This window comes from Pseudomonas sp. Irchel s3b6, from assembly GCF_900187415.1.
Lineage (GTDB): Bacteria > Pseudomonadota > Gammaproteobacteria > Pseudomonadales > Pseudomonadaceae > Aquipseudomonas.
Genome location: NZ_FYDM01000005.1, coordinates 28,579 through 44,734 on the forward strand (window position 1 = coordinate 28,579; position 16,156 = coordinate 44,734).

Here is a 16,156-nt window from a genome sequence, read left to right on the forward strand (position 1 = left end):
AAATACCGGTAGTGTGTCGATCTCATAGCCTTTCGCTTTCAACCTGCACGTACAGCGAGCGACCTGCACCTAGCCCGGCGATGATCGCGCCGAGGCCTATGACCCCGAAAATCCAGCCCACCGCGGTCCAGCCACCCGTCCAGTCATGCACGATACCGACCGCAAACGGCCCCATGGAGGCCAGGGTGTAACCGAAACCCTGGGCCATGCTCGACAGGTTGGCCGCCACATGGGCATCACGCGAACGCAGCACAATCAAGGTCAGGGCCAGGGCGAACGTAGCGCCCTGCCCCAGTCCCAACAGAATCGCCCAGCCCCACAAGCCTTCGATCGGTGCATACAGACAACCAAACAAGCCGCCCAGGGTCATCAACATCACCACCACAATCGCCAGGCGCTGATCCTTGCCACGCGTGGCCAGCCAGGGAGCTGCCAGTGAACTGGCCAACTGCACGATCACCGAACCGGACAGCACCAGCCCGGCCTGGGTGGGCGTCAGGCCACGGCCGATCAGGATCGACGGCAACCAGCCGAACACGATGTAGGCCAGCGACGATTGCAGACCCATGTACAGGGTCACTTGCCAGGCCAGTGGATCGCGCAGCAAGCCGCGCACTCGATACGCCACGTTGTGTGCGCCCTGTCGGCTGCCGACTTGCGGCAGCCAGAAGACCACCGCGACCAGCGCCGGGATCATCCAGAAGCCAAGACCCAGCGCCCAGCGGTCGCCGAAATGCTCGCTCAAGGGCACCGTCGCACCGGCGGCCATGGCGGCGCCCAGGCACAGGGCCATGGTGTACACGCCAGTCATGGTGCCGGCGTGCCTGGCGAAATCGCGCTTGACGATGCCCGGCAACAACACGCCGATCACGCCAATGCTGGCACCCGCCAGAATGCTGCCGGCAAACAGGCCGATCTCACCGAAGGAACTGCGCAGGATAATCCCCCCCGCCAGGGTCAGCAGAATCCCCAGGACCACCCGTTCGGCACCAAAACGCCGTGCCAGCACCGGCGCCAGCGGGGCAAACAGGCCCAGGCACAGGACCGGTAAGGTGGTGAGCAAACCGGCCTGGGCCGCCGACAACCCGAGGTTCTTCGACACATCGCTGAGCAATGGCGCCATGCTCGACAGCGCCGGACGCAGGTTCAGCGCCACCAGCACCAGCCCCAGCAACAACAGCCACGGGCGACGCAACACCGGATGGCTTTGCTGGACCTGTTCGTCATCGGCCTCGGCATCGATCAGCAGCTCTTCGAGCTCCGTCGAACGTTTGGCCTGGGCCGTGCTGTTGGGGGTCGCCTGCTGGCTGGACATAGGGCTCTCGGTCTCACGGTTCATTGATCAACTGCCGGCAAATGGCTTTGGCCCGCTGCGGGTCGCGCTGCTCGACGGCATCGAGCAAATCGATATGCAGATCGAACACGGCTTGACGCCTGGGGGTGATGCTCAGGGTCTCGCGCAGTTGCGCGCCGACGATGCTGGAGAAATAGCGATACAGCTCGCTGAGGGTCGGGTTGTGTGCGGCGTCCACCAGAAGGCGGTGGAACACCATGTCGCACGCGATGTAGCTGTCCAGATCACCATGGTAGTGACCGCCACTGGTACCCAGCGCTGCACGCAGTGCAATCAGGTCCTCATCGGTACGGCGCAACGCCGCCAGGCCTATGGCCTCGACTTCCAGAATGTGCCGGGTCTCCCGCGCCTGCTCATGGGAGCAGCGGGACAAGGCTTTCATCGTATCGAGTGGGTCGACCACCGCCCGCAGGTAACTGCCGTCGCCCTGGCGGATTTCGATCAGCCCGGAAAACGCCAACACGCGCATGGCTTCACGCACGGTGTTACGGCTGATGCCCAACTCACTCGCCAGCTCCGGCTCCGTGGGCAGGCGCTGGCCGACGGTCCAGGTGCCGGTGTTGATACGCAGGCGCAGCTGTTCAAGGGCCTGATCGACCAGGGAGCGCTTAATCAGTGGGGAGGTGTCTGTCATGAAATTCGCCCTTTCATCCAATCATAGGATGAATTTTCTGACATGTTAGTCAGGTTAATCCACCAGAGCAACGGGTTACCGGGAGATGATCAAAAATCGAGGACAAAAATAAACCCGGAACACTGTCCGGGTTTATTTCATTACCAAGCCTGGATCAATGCAGGATCTGGCTCAGGAACAGCTTGGTGCGCTCGTTCTGCGGATTGTCGAAGAAGTCGTTCGGCGCAGCCTGCTCGACGATTTCGCCCTTGTCCATGAAGATCACGCGGTTGGCCACGGTGCGGGCAAAGCCCATCTCGTGGGTCACGCAGAGCATGGTCATGCCGTCTTCAGCCAGGCCGATCATGGTATCGAGCACTTCCTTCACCATCTCGGGGTCGAGTGCCGAAGTCGGTTCGTCGAACAGCATGATTTTCGGCTTCATGCACAGGGCACGGGCAATCGCCACACGCTGTTGCTGACCGCCGGACAGTTGCCCCGGGTACTTGTGCGCCTGCTCTGGAATGCGTACGCGCTCCAGGTAATGCATGGCAATTTCCTCGGCCTTGCGCTTGGGCAATTTGCGCACCCACATCGGCGCCAGGGTGCAGTTCTGCAAAATGGTCAGGTGCGGGAACAGGTTGAAGTGCTGGAACACCATGCCGACTTCACGGCGAATCGCTTCGATCTGCTTGAGGTCGTTGGTCAGTTCCACGCCATCCACCACGATGCGGCCCTGCTGGTGTTCTTCCAGGCGATTGAGGCAACGGATGGTCGTGGACTTGCCGGAACCCGACGGCCCGCACAGCACGATACGCTCGCCCTGCTTGACGTTGAGGTTGATGTCTTTCAACACGTGGAACTGGCCGTACCACTTGTTGACGCCCTGCATCTGAATAATGCCTTCAGGGCTCACAGGCTGTTTGATCGCTTCACTCATAAACTACGCTCCTAACGCTTGTGGCCTGTGTCCAGCTTGCGTTCCAAATGCATGGAATAGCGGGACATACCAAAACAGAAAATCCAGAACACCAGGGCCGCGAACACGTAGCCTTCAGTGGCCATGCCCAGCCATTTCGGGTCGGCGGCGGCTTGTTTGACGCTGTTGAGCAAGTCGAACAGGCCGATGATGATCACCAGGCTCGTGTCCTTGAACAGCGCAATGAAGGTATTGACGATGCCGGGAATCACCAGCTTCAGGGCTTGCGGCAGAATCACCAGGCCCATGCTGCGCCAGTAACCCAGGCCCATCGCCGCGGCAGCTTCGTACTGCCCCTTGGGGATCGCTTGCAGGCCGCCCCGCACCACCTCGGCGACGTAGGCCGACTGGAACAGGATGACCCCGATCAAGGCCCGCAGCAGCTTGTCGAAGTTCATGCCTTCGGGCAGGAACAACGGCAGCATCACCGACGACATGAACAGCACCGTGATCAATGGCACGCCGCGCCAGAACTCGATGAAGGTCACGCAGACCACACGAATCGCCGGCATGTTCGAGCGCCGCCCCAACGCCAGCACAATCCCCAGCGGCAAGGCGCCGGCAATCCCGACCGTGGCGATCACCAGGGTCAGCATCAGGCCACCCCATTGGCTAGTCGCCACGGTGGTGATGCCGAAGATGCCGCCATGCAGCAGGAAGTAGGCCATGATCGGGTACAGCACCAGGAAGCCCAGGCCGTACACCGCCTTGTGGTGAAAGCGCGAGATAAACAGCGGCGCCACGCCGAGTACCGCCAGCCACACGGTCAGGTCAACGCGCCAGCGCAGATCCGTCGGGTAGTAGCCGTACATGAACTGACCAAAGCGCTGCTGGATGAACACCCAGCAGGCGCCCTCCTTTGTGCAGTCGGCCTGGCTGGTGCCAACCCAGTTGGCGTCCAGGACCGCCCACTGCAGGATCGGCGGGACCACCAGGTAAATCAGGTAGAACGCCAGCAGGGTCAGCAGGGTGTTGAGCCAACTGGAGAACATGTGCTCGCGCATCCACGCCACCACACCGATACTGCGGTTAGGGGCTGGCATGTCAGGTTTGAAAATATGAATGCTCATGCGCGTTTCCTCACCGCTCGATCAGCGCAATGCGCTTGTTGTACCAGTTCATCAGCAGGGAAATGCTGATACTGATCGCCAGGTACACGCTCATGGTGATGGCAATGACTTCGATCGCCTGCCCGGTCTGGTTCAGCACCGTGCCAGCAAACAACGAAACCATTTCCGGATAACCGATACCGGCGGCCAGCGAGGAGTTCTTCGCCAGGTTCAGGTATTGGCTGGTCAGCGGTGGAATGATCACTCGCAGGGCTTGCGGGATGATCACCTTGCGCAGGGTCGGACCGTTGCGCAGCCCCAGCGAGCGGGCCGCTTCGGTCTGCCCGTGACTGACCGACTTGATCCCGGAGCGCACGATCTCGGCGATGAACGCCGCGGTGTACACCGTCAGGGCCAGCGTCAGCGCCAGCAGTTCAGGAATCAGTACCCAGCCACCGACAAAGTTGAAACCCTTGAGCTCAGGCATTTCCCAATGCAGCGGTGCGCCGAAGATCAGCACGCACAGTGCAGGGATCACCAGGAACATCGCCAGCCCCACCCAGAATTTGTGGAACGGGACGCCGGTGGCTTCGAAACGCTTGTTGGCCCAGCGGCACATCAGCACGATGGCGACAATGGCCACGACGATGCTCGCCATGAATGCCCAGAAGCCGTCCGCTGCCAGCGCTGCCGGCATGTTAAGGCCGCGGCTGCTGACAAAGAAGGTGTCACCGAAGTTGTGGCTGTTGCGTGGCCCTGGCATGGTCAGGAACACCGCGAAGTACCAGAACAGGATCTGCAGCAGCGGCGGAATGTTACGGAAGACTTCCACGTAAACAGTAGCCAGCTTGGCGATGATCCAGTTCGACGACAACCGTGCCACACCGACGATGAATCCGAGGATCGTCGCCAGAATCACGCCGATAAAGGTCACCAACAGGGTGTTGAGCAGGCCGATGACAAACACCCGGGCATAGCTGTCCGATTCGGTGTAGTCGATCAGGTGTTGAGCGATGCCGAATCCGGCACTGCGCTCCAGAAAGCTGAAACCGGAGGTAATACCCCGATGTTCCAGGTTGGTTTGAGTGTTATCGAACAGAAACCAGCCCAGCGAGACCACCGCGGCAATCGTGATGATCTGAAATACCCAGGCACGCACTCGTGGATCGCTGAGGCTGAGCCTCTGCTTTGGTGCGCCGATTGAATTTTGCATGAAGTGCCCCGCAAATAATGGAACAGAACATCACCCGGCGGTTGGCCCACCGGGTGATAGATCCATTAGCGCACTGGTGGTGCGTATTGAATGCCGCCGTTGTTCCACAGAGCGTTCAGCCCGCGGTCGATTTCCAGCGGAGTGCTCTTGCCGAGGTTCCTCTCGAACACTTCGCCATAGTTGCCGACTTGCTTGACGATCTGGACGACCCAGTCTTTTTTCACTTTCAGGTCTTTGCCGTATTCACCGTCGGTACCCAGCAGACGGGCAACGTCCGGGTTCTTGGTGGCCTTGGCTTCGGCTTCGACGTTCTTCGACGTGATGCCTGCTTCTTCAGCGTTGAGCATGGCGTAGCCAGTCCAGCGCACGATGGCCAGCCACTCGTCGTCGCCGTTACGCACGACCGGGCCCAGCGGCTCCTTGGAAATGGTTTCCGGCAGAACCACGTAGTCCGCAGGCTTTGCCAGCTTGCTGCGCTGGGCGAACAGCTGGGACTTGTCGGAGGTCAGTACGTCGCAACGGCCGGACTCCAGCGACTTGGCGCTTTCATCGGAGGTGTCGAAAGTGATCGGGGTGTATTTCAGACCGTTGCCGCGGAAGTAGTCGGAAACGTTCAGCTCGGTGGTGGTACCGGCCTGGATGCAGATGGTCGCGCCGTCCAGCTCTTTGGCGCTCTTGACGCCCAGCTTGTTGTTTACCAGGAAGCCGATGCCGTCGTAGTAAGTGATGAAGCCAGGAAACTTGAGGCCCATGCCCGAGTCACGGGAGCTGGTCATGGTGGTGTTGCGCGACAGGATGTCAATTTCGCCCGACTGCAGCGCGGTGAAGCGCTCTTTGGCGTTCAACTGACTGAACTTGACCTTGGTCGCATCGCCGAAGACGGCAGCGGCCACAGCACGGCAGTAGTCGGCATCGATACCGACGATCTTGCCGGTGGAGTCCGGAACCGAGAAGCCCGGCAGACCGTCACTCACACCGCACTGTACGAAACCTTTTTTCTGGACCGCATCCAGGGTTGCGCCCGCCTGGGCAAACCCACTGACGCCGAGTACTGCGGCCGCAGTCACGACTGCCAGGGTGGATTTCAACATCTTCATTCAAACCTCCAGTTTTGCTCTTGTTGTGTCGGAGCTTGAGTCCTGCCGCACCCTTTTGAGGCGCTGTTGACCCGTGTTGGCTTTTTATAGGGTCAAGCGGCGTCAGACCTTAGCTATGAGTCTAGTAGGAGAAAATCCACATAATGGAAAACTCACTTCTCACCAATCGGCCGAACGGGCTGTAGCCCTTTCTTGTCTGCCAAGCCCGTAGCGGCCTATGGCGAACGTCCATCACCGGACTTTTGCACTCCCGCAGCTGACAGTAGCCTGATAGTGTTACCGCCAGGCGCAGGATTGCTTGCACGGGCTCTTTCATAGCAAGCGCCGTACCACACCGGCCGCTTAAGCGGTTCAGTGACAGGTCAAGAGCAAAACTTGCAACCTTGCGACATCTTCTTAACTGATCGACATGCCGTGCACTTTGAGCTCGCACTCAAAGGGAGCGAGCGCACAACAATGGAGCAACCATGACCGAGCCCTTGATTCTTCACCCCGCCAAGCCCGAAGACGCTTGTGTCATCTGGCTTCACGGCCTGGGCGCCGACCGCTATGACTTCCTGCCAGTGGCCGAAGCGTTACAGGAAATACTGCAGACAACCCGCTTCGTGCTGCCCCAGGCGCCGACCCGCGCCGTGACCATCAACGGTGGTTACGAGATGCCGAGCTGGTACGACATATTGGCCATGAGTCCGGCGCGGGCAATCAACCGTGAACAACTGGATGAATCGGCACAGCGGGTCATCGATTTGATCGAAGAGCAGCGCGCCAGCGGAATAGACGCCTCGCGGATTTTCCTGGCCGGCTTTTCCCAGGGTGGCGCGGTGGTCTTGCACAGCACGTTCCTCAAATGGCAGGGACCGCTCGGTGGCGTACTTGCCCTCTCCACCTATGCGCCAACCTTCAGCGACGAGCTGGAACTTTCCGCCAGCCAACAGCGGATTCCGGTGCTGTGCCTGCATGGCCAGTACGACGATGTCGTGCAGAACGCCATGGGCCGCACGGCCTACGAGCACCTGAAGGCCCGTGGTGTCACCGTGGCATGGCAGGAATACCCAATGGGTCACGAAGTGTTACCCGAAGAAATTCGCGATATTGGCGTCTGGCTCAGCGAACGTTTGCGCTAGCACACAAACTTCGTGTAGCAGTATGACCAACACACTACGCCGCGCCCGATTCTTGCATTACACTGGCCGGCGTACATTCCTTAACCAATTGATGAGATGACCGTGCTCAAAGCACTCAAGAAAATGTTCGGTAAAAGCGAGGCTGAGCAGCTCGCGCCCAGCTCCAGCGCACCTTCCCCGACCACCAGCAGCCGTACCGACGGTCATCAGCCTGGCCGTGCCGCTGCCGTTGCGGCTCCCAAACACGAGCAGGTGACCCCGCCTGCCAGCGAAGCGGTCGCGCAAAAACCGCTCAGCGAGCTGGTAAAACCTGCCAAGCCACGTCGCGAACGTGCCGCCAAGCCGCCGGTCGTCGCCTGGAAACTCGAGGACTTCGTCGTCGAGCCCCAGGAAGGCAAAACCCGCTTCCACGATTTCAAACTGGCCCCGGAACTGATGCACGCCATCCAGGACCTGGGGTTCCCGTACTGCACGCCGATCCAGGCACAAGTACTGGGCTTTACCCTGGCCGGCAAGGACGCGATCGGTCGCGCCCAGACCGGTACTGGCAAAACCGCCGCGTTCCTGATTTCGATCATCACCCAACTGCTGCAGACCCCGCCGCCGAAAGAGCGCTACATGGGCGAGCCGCGGGCGCTGATCATCGCCCCCACCCGTGAGCTGGTGGTGCAGATCGCCAAGGACGCGGAAAACCTGACCAAGTACACCGGCCTCAACGTGATGACCTTCGTCGGCGGCATGGACTTCGACAAGCAGCTCAAGCACCTCGAAGCCCGCCACTGTGACATCCTCGTGGCCACGCCAGGCCGCCTGCTGGACTTCAACCAGCGCGGCGACGTGCACCTGGACATGGTGGAAGTGATGGTGCTGGACGAAGCCGACCGGATGCTCGACATGGGTTTCATCCCGCAAGTGCGTCAGATCATTCGCCAGACCCCACCGAAAAGCGAACGCCAGACCCTGCTGTTCTCCGCGACCTTCACCGAAGACGTGATGAACCTGGCCAAGCAATGGACCACTGATCCGTCCATCGTCGAAATCGAATCCGAGAACGTGGCCAGCGAAAACGTCGAGCAGCACATCTACGCCGTGGCCGGTGCCGACAAGTACAAGCTGCTCTACAACCTGGTCAACGACAACGGTTGGGAGCGGGTCATGGTCTTCGCCAACCGCAAGGATGAAGTTCGACGCATCGAAGAACGCCTGGTGCGCGACGGTGTCAACGCCGCCCAACTGTCGGGCGACGTTCCGCAGCACAAGCGCATCAAGACCCTAGAAGGCTTCCGCGAAGGCAAGATCCGCGTACTGGTGGCCACCGATGTCGCCGGTCGCGGGATTCACATCGACGGCATCAGCCACGTGATCAACTTCACCCTGCCCGAAGTGCCGGACGATTATGTGCACCGCATCGGCCGTACCGGTCGTGCAGGCGCCGATGGTGTGTCCATCAGCTTTGCCGGTGAAGACGACTCCTACCAACTACCGTCCATCGAGACGCTGCTGGGCCGCAAGATCAGTTGCGAAACCCCGCCGACCCATCTGCTACGCCCCGTAGAGCGCAAGCGCCCGTAGGTCGAGTAGCAACCAGAGAAGCGCAGCCGGCAACGGACTGCGCTTTTTTTACGCCTGGATATTGCCAATCGGAACAATAAGTCCACAATGGACAAATTAGTTTACTTGCAACGCCATGGAGCCTCCGCATGTCCAGCCTCCCTTTTGTGATCGCCAAACCCCAGGCCCGCGAACTGCTTGATCGCGTCGACGTGCCACAGATCCTGCGCAAGCTGTTCCGTGACCTGGCCGCCGGCCAGGCCGTGCAACCGGCTCAGCAGCTGGTGGAGTTCCCGCAAGGCGCGGGTGACTTCATCAACTACCTCGGGGTGTTGGCCGAAGACGGTGTGTACGGGGTGAAAACCTCGCCCTACATTGTGCGAAAGGACGGCGGGTCTCTGGTCACGGCCTGGACGCTGTTGATGTCGATGCAGACCGGCCAGCCCTTGATGCTGTGTGATGCCGGCGAGTTGACCACGGCTCGCACCGCCGCCACCACGGCCGTGGCCATTGACACCCTGGCCCGGCCAAACGCGGCACACCTGGCAATCATTGGCAGCGGCCCGGTAGCGCAAGCGCACCTGCACTACGTGAAGCACCTGCGCGAGTGGCAAAGCATCAGTCTTCATTCGCCCAGCCTGGCGAACTGCAGTTCCGAGACACAGGCTCAATGGATGGCCATCGACCCGCGCCTGCAAATAGAACGCAGCCTTGAAGCGGCGATCCAGGACGCCGACGTGATCATGCTCTGCACCTCATCCGCAGGTCCCGTGATCGATCCACGGAACCTGAGCAAGCCGGCGCTGATCACCTCCATCAGCACCAACGCCGTGCGGGCTCACGAAGTGCCGCCACACTCCCTGGGTAACATGCAGGTCTATTGCGACTATCGCCTGACCACACCGGGTTCGGCCGGCGAAATGCTGATCGCCAGCGAACAGCATGGCTGGAACAAGTCCTCCATCATCGGCGACCTGGCTGAACTGCTGAGCGAACAGGCGCCACGCCCGACCTATGATCGCCCTGTATTTTTCCGCTCCATCGGGCTGGGCCTGGAAGACATCGCGCTGGCCAACGCCATTTACCAATTACTGAGCTGACACCTCTCCCTTTGTAGGAGCGAGCGTGCTCGCGAAAAACCTGAGAGCACCGTCGGGTATCAGGTTTTCTGCGTTATCGTTCACGACCATCGCGAGCAAGCTCGCTCCCGCAGGGCACCTCCACACTTTCGGTATTTGCGCCTTTCAGGAGACGTTCATGACCCAGGCAGACTTCATCATCATCGGCGGTGGTATCGCCGGTGCTTCCACCGGTTTCTGGCTGTCGCAACACGCTCGGGTGATCGTGCTGGAACGTGAATCCCACCCGGCCTACCACTCCACCGGGCGTTCGGCAGCGTTGTACACCGCAGCCTACGGCACGCCACAAGTGCGGGCGCTGACCCAGGCCAGCCGGGATTTCTTCGACACACCGCCAGCCGGCTTCTGCGAACACCCGCTGCTGACCCCGCGCGGCGAGATGACCGTCGACTTCACCGGCGATCCGGACGAGTTGAACAACCAGTACCTGAGCGCCAAGGCCACGGTGCCGCAGATGCAATTGCTCAGCGCCGACGAAGCCTGTGCGCGCCTGCCGATCCTGCGTCGAGAAAAGGTCTTTGGTGCGATCTACGATCCGACCGCGACCGACATCGACACCGATGCCCTGCACCAAGGCTACCTGCGCGGCATCCGCCGCAATCAGGGCGAAGTACACACCGACTGTGAAGTGCTGGGCCTGTCCCGGGATGCCGACGACCTGTGGCAGGTGAGCACCACCCACCAGACCTTCAGTGCACCGGTCATCATCAATGCCGCCGGCGCCTGGGCCGACCGGCTCGGCGAAATGGCCGGCGCCAAACCCCTGGGGCTGGTCCCCAAGCGCCGCGCCGCGTTCATCTTCGCCGGTCCCGACGGCGTGGACATCCACAATTGGCCGATGCTGGTCAGCCTCGACGAGTCCTTCTACATGAAGCCGGACGCCGGGATGTTCCTCGGCTCGCCCGCCAATGCCGACCCGGTCGAACCCCATGACGTGCAGCCGGAAGAGCTGGACATCGCCATGGGCATCTACCAGATCGAAGAAGCCACTACCCTGACAATTCGCCGCCCCACCCGCACCTGGGCAGGCCTGCGCAGTTTTGTCGGCGATGGCGACCTGATCAGCGGCTTCGACCCCCAGGTGCCCGGGCTGTTCTGGGTAGCAGCCCAAGGAGGTTATGGCATCCAGACCTCGCCGGCCATGGGCCAGGCCAGTGCCGCGCTGGTTCGCGGTGAGGCCTTGCCGGAACACCTGCGCCGCTTTGGCCTGAGCGCCGAGATGCTGTCCCCTTCCCGCCTCGGCTGACCCCGCCTTGGGGTGACGTCCGATCCCGATTGCGGCAAACTTCCAGCGCCCCTGGCTCAAGGGGTGCTGATTGCCTGGAGCAACACCGATGAACCCACCTCTTCAAGATCCTGCCCTGGATAATTTCCGGGCGGTCGCCGACGCCATTGCCACGCTGTTTTTCCCCCATGCCGAGGTGGTGCTGCACGACCTGCGCACGCAGAAAATCGACTACATCGCCAACAACCTGTCCAAACGCGAAGTCGGCGGCGATGCCGCGCTGGAAGACATGCTCAGCGGTGACGTCAGCGAGCGCAACATTGGCCCTTATGAAAAGCTCAATTGGGATGGTCAGAAGATCCGCAGCCTGAGCAGCGTGCTACGCGACAGCGAAGGCCAGCCGATGGCGGTGTTGTGCATCAACCTGAATATTTCGCTGCTTGAAAACGCCAAGGCGGCGCTGGACCTGTTTCTGTCGCCGAGCAAGCTGATTCCGCAACCCGATGCGCTGTTTCGCGATGACTGGCAGGAACGGATCAACACCTTCCTGCATAGCTGGCTGCGGGAGCGGCAACTGGGCCTGAACGTGCTGACCCGCGAGCATAAGCGCGAGCTGGTGCTGGCACTGCACGCCGAAGGCGCTTTCAAGGGCAAGAGCGCCTCCAACTATGTGGCCAATGTACTGAACATGGGCCGGGCGACGGTGTACAAGCATTTGAAGGAATTGAAGGGCTGACATCTGCCGTTGTGGCGAGGGAGCACGCTCCCTCGCCACAGGTCATCAATCGCCGTAGATGTCCGACTTGAAGTAATGCTCGGAAATCTTCTGGTATTGGCCATCGGCCCGAATCGCATCAATGGCGCTGTTGAGCTGGGTGACCAACTCGGTGTTGCCCTTGCGCACCGCAATCCCTGCCCCCTCGCCCACGTACTTCGGATCCTTGAGCTCCGGGCCGACGAAGGCGTAACCCTTGCCGCGCGGCATCGACAGGAAGTCGCTCAGTGGAATGGTATCGGCGAAAATGGCATCCAGCCGCCCGGCCGCCAGGTCCATGTAGATCTCTTCATTGTTGCTGTAACGCGCCACCTTGATGCCCTTGGGCTCGAAGACTTCAGAGGCATAGCGGTCGGTCGTGGTCGCCCGTTGCACACCAATGGTCTTGCCTTTGAGGCTGGCATACTGGTCATCCACCACGGCCCCCTCCTTCATCACCAGCCGCGAGGAAGTGAAGTAGTACTTGTGGCTGAAGTCCACCGACTTCTTGCGGTCTTCGTTAATGGTCATGGACGACAGCGCGGCGTCGATTTTCTTCACTTTGAGGGAAGGAATCAAACCATCGAACTCACCCTCGACCCACTCGCACTTGACCTTCATCTGCGCGCACAGCGCATTGCCGATGTCATAGTCAAAACCGGTGATTTTTCCATCCGAGGTCTTGGAGGCAAATGGCGGATACGCCGCTTCAATACCCAGACGCAGGGTTTTCTCGGCGGCGAAAAGGCTGGTAGACGCCAGCAGACTGAGGGCCAGACCACTGATGAGGGGGAATTTCTTCATATTCGTTTTCTCGCGAGTTGTTGTTGGTTTGGCAAGAGTGAAGAATGAGAAACAGGGAACGCCTTTTTTTGTACTTATAATTCCATACTGGACTTTTATGTATTTTACGTCAATCAGGCGAACAGGGGTATTTCGCCCATTGGTCGAGTGAGTGAATTGAGGGGGTTGGAGATCGTGGTGATCGTTCCCACGCGTTGCGTGGAAAGGCATCCAGTGACGCTCTGCGTCACATCGAGGGCTGGAGCGCAGAACGTTCCGGGTGGCGCTCCCACGCGGGAGCGTGGAAATAATCAGCGCTGAACACTACTTCCAGCGATCCGCCGCCGCATGATCACTGTCACGCCCCTGCACCCAACGCGGCCCGTCGCTGGTGTTTTCTTTCTTCCAGAACGGCGCGCGGGTTTTCAGGTAGTCCATGACAAAGGCACAAGCCTCGAATGCCGCCTCACGGTGGGCGCTGGCCGCACCAACGAAGACAATCGGTTCGCCTGGTTCCAGCGCACCGATGCGATGCAGTACTTCAAGTTTGAGCAGCGGCCAGCGCTGCTCTGCCTCCAGGGCAATCTTGCCGAGCGCCTTTTCGGTCATGCCCGGATAGTGTTCCAGGAACATCCCGGCCACATCGAGACCGTCATTGAAGTCGCGCACGTAGCCGACAAAACTGACCACCGCGCCGACGCCGACATTCGCCGCATGCATCGCATTGACTTCAGCACCGGGGTCGAACGCCGTGGGCTGCACGCGAATCGCCATGGCTCAGCCTCCCGTCACGGTGGGGAAAAACGCCACTTCATCACCGTCGCTCACTGGCTCGTCGAGCTGGCACAGGTCTTCATTGCGGGCACACATCAGGTTCTGTTCGCTCAGCACCTGGGCACCGTCGCGTTGCGCCAAGAGCACGCGCACATCATCGACCGTGGCGAAATCGCCTTCGACCTTCACCGAGTCCACGCCCAGCGCCTCGCGGTAACGGGCAAAAAACTTCACCGTCAGTTTCATTGCCCGGCCACCTGGTAATGCCCGCTCTTGCCGCCGAGCTTTTCCAGCAAGCGCACGGTTTCGATGACCATGCCACGGTCCACGGCCTTGCACATGTCATAGATCGTCAGCGCGGCGACGCTGGCGGCGGTCAGCGCTTCCATTTCCACCCCGGTCTGCCCCGCCAGCTTGCAGCGAGCGGTAATCCGCACGGCATCGACCCCTTCGGCACTGAGCTCGACCTTGACGCCCGTCAGCATCAGCGGATGGCACAACGGAATCAACTCGGAGGTTTTCTTCGCGGCCTGAATCCCGGCAATGCGCGCCACGGCGAACACATCGCCCTTGGGGTGACCGCCGCTGACAATCATTTGCAGGGTTTCAGGGAGCATACGCACAAGCGCTTCGGCCGTGGCTTCACGGGACGTCACGGCTTTTTCAGTGACGTCGACCATATTGGCGCGACCTTGGGAATCGAGATGAGTCAGCACGGGATTACTCCTGATCAGGAGCGTCGATTGTAAACCCGCGGGTCAATTTTTCGCACGCCTGATTACGCTGTAGGAACGAGCTTGCTCGCGATGGTGGTCAACGATGACGCGTAAACCTGATTTACCCCGGCGCCCTCAGGTTTCTCGCGAGCAAGCTCGCTCCTACAGGGGATATGGGTGTCGGGTATAAAAAAACCGGGCGGCTTTGCGGCCGCCCGGTTCTGATTGACGGTTACAGATGCGATTCGGCGTATTCGGCCAGAATCGAACGTGGCACCCCTTGCAGGGTGATGTGTACACCGTTGGGGAAATCCTTGAAGCGTTCAGTCAGGTAGGTCAGTCCGGAGCTGGTCGCGGACAGGTAAGGGGTGTCGATCTGCGCCAGGTTGCCCAGGCACACCACTTTGGAACCGGCGCCGGCACGGGTGATGATGGTTTTCATCTGGTGCGGGGTGAGGTTCTGGCATTCATCGATCAGGATCAGGCTTTGCTGGAAGCTGCGACCGCGGATGTAGTTGAGGGATTTGAACTGCAACGGCACTTTGCTGAGGATGTAGTCGACGCTGCCATGGGTGCTTTCATCATCCATGTGCAAGGCTTCGAGGTTGTCGGTAATGGCGCCCAGCCAAGGTTCCATTTTTTCCGCTTCGGTGCCGGGCAGGAAACCGATCTCCTGGTCCAGGCCCTGCACGCTACGGGTGGCGATGATGCGCCGGTAGCGCTTGCTGACCATGGTCTGCTCGATGGCAGCAGCCAGCGCCAGGATGGTTTTACCGGAACCGGCCGCACCCGACAGGTTGACCAGGTGGATATCCGGGTCGAGCAAGGCATACAGCGCCAGGCTCTGATAGATATCACGTGGCTTCAGGCCCCAGGCTTCCTGGTGCAACAGCGGTTCCTGGTGCAGGTCCAGAATCAGCAGCTTGTCTTCCTCTATTTCCTTGATCCAGCCGACAAACCCCTGCTCATCGATGATGAACTCGTTGATATGCACCGCCGGCAGGTTGTCGATCAACTGCACCTGATGCCAGGTGCGGCCATGGTCCTGACGAGTTTCGACCTTGCTCACACGGTCCCAGAACGAGCCGGTCATGTTGTGATAGCCGTTAGGCAGCAGCGACACGTCGTCGACCAACTGGTCAGTGCTGTAGTCCTCGGCCGCAATCCCGCAGGCACGGGCCTTGAGGCGCATGTTGATATCTTTGGTGACCAGCACCACAGGCAACTTCGGATCGCGTGTATGCAGGTCGATCAACTGGTTGATGATGATGTTGTCGTTCAGGTGCTCGGGCAGAATGATGGTCGGCTCGGCACGCTTGCTCATCAGAATTGACAGCAAACCCTTCGGCCCGCTCTTGCCCCGCTGAATCGGCACTCCCTGTTCGACATCCTCGGGTGAGGCATCGCCCAGGGTCTTGTCGATCAACCGGATAGCCTGACGGCATTCGGCCGCAACGCTGTGATGCCCGCTCTTGAGCTTGTCCAGCTCCTCAAGGACGGTCATCGGTATGGCAACGTGGTGTTCTTCGAAGTTCAGGAGCGCGTTTGGGTCGTGAATCAATACGTTGGTATCGAGTACATAAAGGATTGGCTGGTTGGAAGAAGAGCTACGTCCGTGATCATCCATACTCGGTCACCTTTGTGGGAGCCAGTCGACGCAATACCATGACAGTGCTGCGCCTCGAAGTGGCCACCGAATTCACCCGTGGGGGCTTCAGGTGAATTGCACACAAGCGGGTCTTGGAAGACGCCACCTGTGTTGCAGGTTTCGGCGGTCTGTCTTCG

16 protein-coding genes are annotated in these 16,156 nt (G+C 60.2%); 5 read left to right on the forward strand and 11 right to left on the reverse strand.

The window, feature by feature from the left end; all coding sequences use genetic code 11:
• Positions 1-22 precede the first annotated feature (22 nt).
• The 6 genes from CKW07_RS10790 to CKW07_RS10815 form a co-directional block, all read right to left on the reverse strand.
• Positions 23-1,339, reverse strand: coding sequence for a CynX/NimT family MFS transporter (locus CKW07_RS10790; RefSeq protein WP_095144885.1), 1,317 nt, complete (start codon positions 1,337-1,339; stop codon positions 23-25).
• Positions 1,329-1,988, reverse strand: coding sequence for a FadR/GntR family transcriptional regulator (locus tag CKW07_RS10795; RefSeq protein ID WP_095144886.1), 660 nt, complete (start codon positions 1,986-1,988; stop codon positions 1,329-1,331). The genes CKW07_RS10790 and CKW07_RS10795 overlap by 11 nt, the downstream gene beginning before the upstream one ends.
• A 154-nt stretch (positions 1,989-2,142) precedes the next feature.
• Positions 2,143-2,907, reverse strand: coding sequence for an amino acid ABC transporter ATP-binding protein (locus CKW07_RS10800; RefSeq protein ID WP_095144887.1), 765 nt, complete (start codon positions 2,905-2,907; stop codon positions 2,143-2,145).
• 11 nt (positions 2,908-2,918) lie between these two features.
• Positions 2,919-4,016 carry an amino acid ABC transporter permease gene (locus tag CKW07_RS10805; protein WP_095144888.1) on the reverse strand — a complete coding sequence of 366 codons (1,098 nt, stop codon included), beginning with the start codon at positions 4,014-4,016 and terminating at the stop codon, positions 2,919-2,921.
• Between the two features lie 10 nt (positions 4,017-4,026).
• A complete protein-coding gene (locus CKW07_RS10810) occupies positions 4,027-5,208 on the reverse strand; it encodes an amino acid ABC transporter permease (RefSeq protein WP_095144889.1) in 1,182 nt (393 codons plus the stop codon).
• A 65-nt stretch (positions 5,209-5,273) separates the two neighbouring features.
• Positions 5,274-6,305, reverse strand: a complete 1,032-nt coding sequence (locus CKW07_RS10815) for an amino acid ABC transporter substrate-binding protein (RefSeq protein ID WP_095144890.1) — start codon at positions 6,303-6,305, stop codon at positions 5,274-5,276.
• 467 nt (positions 6,306-6,772) lie between these two features.
• On the opposite strand from CKW07_RS10815, the gene CKW07_RS10820 reads away from it, so the two are divergent.
• The 5 genes from CKW07_RS10820 to CKW07_RS10840 all read left to right on the forward strand — a co-directional run bounded on the left by CKW07_RS10820 (position 6,773) and on the right by CKW07_RS10840 (position 12,080).
• Positions 6,773-7,429, forward strand: a complete 657-nt coding sequence (locus CKW07_RS10820; RefSeq protein ID WP_095144891.1) for an alpha/beta hydrolase — start codon at positions 6,773-6,775, stop codon at positions 7,427-7,429.
• A 96-nt stretch (positions 7,430-7,525) separates the two neighbouring features.
• The gene (rhlB, locus tag CKW07_RS10825) at positions 7,526-9,001 is read left to right on the forward strand and encodes an ATP-dependent RNA helicase RhlB (RefSeq protein ID WP_095144892.1); all 1,476 of its coding nucleotides are present in this window, start codon (positions 7,526-7,528) and stop codon (positions 8,999-9,001) included.
• A gap of 128 nt (positions 9,002-9,129) precedes the next feature.
• Positions 9,130-10,080 carry an ornithine cyclodeaminase family protein gene (locus tag CKW07_RS10830; protein ID WP_095144893.1) on the forward strand — a complete coding sequence of 317 codons (951 nt, stop codon included), beginning with the start codon at positions 9,130-9,132 and terminating at the stop codon, positions 10,078-10,080.
• 157 nt (positions 10,081-10,237) lie between these two features.
• Entirely contained in the window at positions 10,238-11,365 is a 1,128-nt protein-coding gene (locus tag CKW07_RS10835; protein WP_095144894.1) for an FAD-binding oxidoreductase, read from the forward strand.
• Between the two features lie 88 nt (positions 11,366-11,453).
• Positions 11,454-12,080 (forward strand): transcriptional regulator, encoded by a 627-nt coding sequence (locus CKW07_RS10840; protein WP_095144895.1) that lies wholly within the window; start codon positions 11,454-11,456, stop codon positions 12,078-12,080.
• A gap of 45 nt (positions 12,081-12,125) precedes the next feature.
• On the opposite strand, the gene CKW07_RS10845 is transcribed toward CKW07_RS10840, so the two are convergent.
• From CKW07_RS10845 to CKW07_RS10865, 5 genes are all read right to left on the reverse strand, one after another.
• A complete protein-coding gene (locus CKW07_RS10845) occupies positions 12,126-12,902 on the reverse strand; it encodes an ABC transporter substrate-binding protein (protein ID WP_095144896.1) in 777 nt (258 codons plus the stop codon).
• Positions 12,903-13,205: 303 nt separating this feature from the next.
• Positions 13,206-13,655: a molybdopterin synthase catalytic subunit MoaE gene (gene moaE / locus CKW07_RS10850; RefSeq protein WP_095144897.1), complete on the reverse strand. Its 450-nt coding sequence runs from the start codon at positions 13,653-13,655 to the stop codon at positions 13,206-13,208.
• Positions 13,656-13,658: 3 nt separating this feature from the next.
• Positions 13,659-13,901 carry a MoaD/ThiS family protein gene (locus CKW07_RS10855; RefSeq protein WP_095077670.1) on the reverse strand — a complete coding sequence of 81 codons (243 nt, stop codon included), beginning with the start codon at positions 13,899-13,901 and terminating at the stop codon, positions 13,659-13,661.
• Complete coding sequence (gene moaC / locus CKW07_RS10860) at positions 13,898-14,371, reverse strand: cyclic pyranopterin monophosphate synthase MoaC (RefSeq protein WP_095144898.1); 474 nt, start codon at positions 14,369-14,371, stop codon at positions 13,898-13,900. Before moaC ends, CKW07_RS10855 begins: the two co-directional genes overlap by 4 nt.
• 232 nt (positions 14,372-14,603) lie before the next feature.
• The gene (locus CKW07_RS10865) at positions 14,604-15,998 is read right to left on the reverse strand and encodes a PhoH family protein (protein WP_095144899.1); all 1,395 of its coding nucleotides are present in this window, start codon (positions 15,996-15,998) and stop codon (positions 14,604-14,606) included.
• Between the last annotated feature and the right edge of the window lie 158 nt (positions 15,999-16,156).

What these genes read in the sequence shown, in the direction of transcription:
- CKW07_RS10795 (WP_095144886.1), bottom strand. Translation starts at nt 1,988, where the DNA reads ATGACAGACACCTCCCCACTGATTAAGCGCTCCCTGGTCGATCAGGCC.
- CKW07_RS10830 (WP_095144893.1), top strand. Translation starts at nt 9,130, where the DNA reads ATGTCCAGCCTCCCTTTTGTGATCGCCAAACCCCAGGCCCGCGAACTG.
- CKW07_RS10805 (WP_095144888.1), bottom strand. Translation starts at nt 4,016, where the DNA reads ATGAGCATTCATATTTTCAAACCTGACATGCCAGCCCCTAACCGCAGT.
- CKW07_RS10865 (WP_095144899.1), bottom strand. Translation starts at nt 15,998, where the DNA reads ATGGATGATCACGGACGTAGCTCTTCTTCCAACCAGCCAATCCTTTAT.
- CKW07_RS10845 (WP_095144896.1), bottom strand. Translation starts at nt 12,902, where the DNA reads ATGAAGAAATTCCCCCTCATCAGTGGTCTGGCCCTCAGTCTGCTGGCG.
- CKW07_RS10810 (WP_095144889.1), bottom strand. Translation starts at nt 5,208, where the DNA reads ATGCAAAATTCAATCGGCGCACCAAAGCAGAGGCTCAGCCTCAGCGAT.
- CKW07_RS10790 (WP_095144885.1), bottom strand. Translation starts at nt 1,339, where the DNA reads ATGAACCGTGAGACCGAGAGCCCTATGTCCAGCCAGCAGGCGACCCCC.
- CKW07_RS10840 (WP_095144895.1), top strand. Translation starts at nt 11,454, where the DNA reads ATGAACCCACCTCTTCAAGATCCTGCCCTGGATAATTTCCGGGCGGTC.
- CKW07_RS10800 (WP_095144887.1), bottom strand. Translation starts at nt 2,907, where the DNA reads ATGAGTGAAGCGATCAAACAGCCTGTGAGCCCTGAAGGCATTATTCAG.
- rhlB (WP_095144892.1), top strand. Translation starts at nt 7,526, where the DNA reads ATGACCGTGCTCAAAGCACTCAAGAAAATGTTCGGTAAAAGCGAGGCT.
- CKW07_RS10855 (WP_095077670.1), bottom strand. Translation starts at nt 13,901, where the DNA reads ATGAAACTGACGGTGAAGTTTTTTGCCCGTTACCGCGAGGCGCTGGGC.
- CKW07_RS10815 (WP_095144890.1), bottom strand. Translation starts at nt 6,305, where the DNA reads ATGAAGATGTTGAAATCCACCCTGGCAGTCGTGACTGCGGCCGCAGTA.
- CKW07_RS10820 (WP_095144891.1), top strand. Translation starts at nt 6,773, where the DNA reads ATGACCGAGCCCTTGATTCTTCACCCCGCCAAGCCCGAAGACGCTTGT.
- CKW07_RS10835 (WP_095144894.1), top strand. Translation starts at nt 10,238, where the DNA reads ATGACCCAGGCAGACTTCATCATCATCGGCGGTGGTATCGCCGGTGCT.
- moaE (WP_095144897.1), bottom strand. Translation starts at nt 13,655, where the DNA reads ATGGCGATTCGCGTGCAGCCCACGGCGTTCGACCCCGGTGCTGAAGTC.